Annotated in this window: 4 protein-coding genes; all 4 read right to left on the reverse strand. The window is 67.4% G+C overall.

Going from position 1 to position 2,369, the window contains the following annotated elements; translation table 11 throughout:
• Positions 1-75 precede the first annotated feature (75 nt).
• On the reverse strand, positions 76-435 hold the full coding sequence (locus AC1DQP_RS19525; protein WP_457318077.1) for a histidine triad nucleotide-binding protein: 360 nt from the start codon (positions 433-435) through the stop codon (positions 76-78).
• Between the two features lie 315 nt (positions 436-750).
• On the reverse strand, positions 751-1,350 hold the full coding sequence (gene recR / locus AC1DQP_RS19530; RefSeq protein WP_256775660.1) for a recombination mediator RecR: 600 nt from the start codon (positions 1,348-1,350) through the stop codon (positions 751-753).
• A gap of 99 nt (positions 1,351-1,449) precedes the next feature.
• The gene (locus AC1DQP_RS19535) at positions 1,450-1,770 is read right to left on the reverse strand and encodes a YbaB/EbfC family nucleoid-associated protein (RefSeq protein WP_256775659.1); all 321 of its coding nucleotides are present in this window, start codon (positions 1,768-1,770) and stop codon (positions 1,450-1,452) included.
• A gap of 6 nt (positions 1,771-1,776) precedes the next feature.
• The coding region (locus AC1DQP_RS19540) for a DNA polymerase III subunit gamma/tau C-terminal domain-containing protein (RefSeq protein ID WP_478052304.1) at positions 1,777-2,369 on the reverse strand (593 nt) is incomplete at its 5' end.

Below are 2,369 nucleotides of genomic sequence, written 5' to 3' on the forward strand. Positions count from 1 at the left end.
GGTGGCTCCCTTCCGATCAGGCGTCGCGCAGCCACCCGCGGGGTGGCTCTACCTGGCACCCTCGCCCTTGGCGCGTCAGGCGTTGGGCGTTCCGAAGTGGCCCAGCGGCGCGCCGGCCAGCAGGTGCAGGTGGATGTGGAACACGGTCTGCCCGGCATGCTCGCGGCAGTTCATGACGATCCGGTAGCCGTCCTGCGCGAATCCTTCCTGACGCGCGTAGTCGGCCGCGGCCAGGGCCAGCTTGCCGATCAGGTGCGCCTGCGACGGCTGCACGTCGTCCAGGGTCGGAATCGCCTCGTTCTTGGGAATGAACAGCACATGCACCGGCGCCTGCGGGGCGATGTCCTTGAAGCCGAGCACTTCGTCGTCTTCATAGACGATGCTGGCCGGGATTTCGCGGCAGATGATCTTGCCGAACAGGGTGTCTTGGCTCATGGGGCACCGTTTTGAACAGGGGGCTGGAGCTTAGCGCGGATGATCGCCGGGATCATTGCCGCGCCTTGCGCGGGCAGCCGACCATGGCTCGGCTCTACCGTGTGGATGCATCGCGTGGCCAGCCGGCCATGGGTCGGCTCTACCATGTGGATGCATCGCATGGCCAGCCGACCATGGCTCGGCTCTACCGTGTGGATGCATCGCGTGGGCAGCCGACCACGGGTCGGCTCTACCGTGTGGATGCATCACGTGGCCAGCCGGCCATGGGTCGGCTTTACGCGTGGATGCTCGACATTGTCGACCGGTCGCCTGGCGTCATTCCTGCACTTCGGTGCGCGTACCGAAGGCGTGCGAGAGCGTGCCACGGTCCACGTATTCCAGCTCGCCGCCCAGCGGCAGGCCCTGGGCCAATCGGCTCGGGCGCACCTTGTGCGTGCGCGCCAGCTGCGCCAGGTAATGCGCGGTGGCTTCGCCTTCGACCGTGGCGCTGGTGGCAATGATCAGCTCCTGCACCTCACCCTGCTGCAGGCGTGCTTCCAGCTGATCCAGACCCAGTTCGCGCGGGCCCACGCCGTCCAGCGGCGACAGACGCCCCTGCAGTACGAAGTACACGCCCCGGAATCCGGTGGCGTGTTCGATCGCCAGGCGATCGGCCGGGGACTCCACCGCGCACAGCTGCTGCCGCTCACGACTGCCGTTGGCGCACACCGCGCAGATCTCGGTCTCGCTGAAATCGCGGCACTGCGCGCAATGGCCGATGCGTTCGATCGCCTTGGCCAGCACCTCGGCCAGCTTCTGGCCGCCCACCCGTTCGCGCTCGAGCACGTGGTAGGCCATGCGTTGGGCAGTCTTCTGGCCCACGCCCGGCAACACCCGGAAGGCCTCGATCAATTGTTCGAGCAGGGGCAGGCTCATGGCGGTGTGCTCATCTCAGAAACAAGCGCGCGAAGCCGACAAGGCTTCGCGTCGCGGTCGCCAGCATGGCACCGGGCAGTGCCCGGCGCGGGTACTGGCTCAGAACGGCAGCTTCATGCCCGGCGGCAACTGCATGCCGGCCGTGGCCGAACCCATGCGGTTCTTCGACTCGGCATCGATCTTGTTGGAGGCATCGTTGAACGCGGCCGCCACCAGGTCTTCAGTCATTTCCGCATCGCCCAGGATCGACGGATCGATACGCACCTTGCGGCACTCCTTGGCACCGGTCAGGGTCACGCTGACCATGCCGCCGCCGGCGCTGCCGGTGACTTCCAGCTTGGCGAGTTCTTCCTGGGCCTTCTGCAGGTTTTCCTGCATCTTCTGGGCCTGCTGCATCAATTGGGCGATGTTGCCGCGCATGGTTCTTTACTCATCAAAAGGACGGATGGAATCGGCCACGACCCGGGCGCCGTGCTGCTGGATCAGCAGCTGCACCTGCGGGTCGGCCATGAAGGCGGCTTCGGCCGCCTGTTGCCGCTCGCCACGCTGGCGGTCGGAACGCTGGTGCAGCGTTTCGGCCTCGGCGTTGCCATGTTCGATCACGATCCGCGGGGTCTGGCCCAGCGGCCCGGACAGCGCGTCGGTGAGCGCCGCCAGCGAACGGTCCGAACACAGGTACTCAAATCCGGGCGATACCGCCAGTTTCAAGACACCCTGCTGAAAACTGATGAACGCTGCGTGCGCGGCCAGCTGCCGCGACGGACCGTTGAGCTGGCTCTGGGCGACCAGTTCCAGCCAGGCTTCCGGCGAGGCCAGCGCGATAGGTTCACCTGCCGCAGCAGCCTGGGACGGGGCGGCCGACGGAGCGATGGCGATGCCCTGCGGGCGGGGTGTCGGCGACGGGGCGGCCACAGGCGCAGGCGCCGCCTGACGTGCCGCCGGTGCTTCCCAGGGCGCGACCATGGCCGCGTCGGGGCTGGCCATTTCCGCCGCCAGCGCCTCATCGCGATCTTCCGCGC

The organism is Stenotrophomonas sp. P5_A8, assembly GCF_056400545.1.

Excerpts from the sequence above, each read along its gene's own strand:
- AC1DQP_RS19525 (WP_457318077.1), bottom strand. The coding sequence starts at position 435 with ATGAGCCAAGACACCCTGTTCGGCAAGATCATCTGCCGCGAAATCCCG.
- recR (WP_256775660.1), bottom strand. The coding sequence starts at position 1,350 with ATGAGCCTGCCCCTGCTCGAACAATTGATCGAGGCCTTCCGGGTGTTG.
- AC1DQP_RS19535 (WP_256775659.1), bottom strand. The coding sequence starts at position 1,770 with ATGCGCGGCAACATCGCCCAATTGATGCAGCAGGCCCAGAAGATGCAG.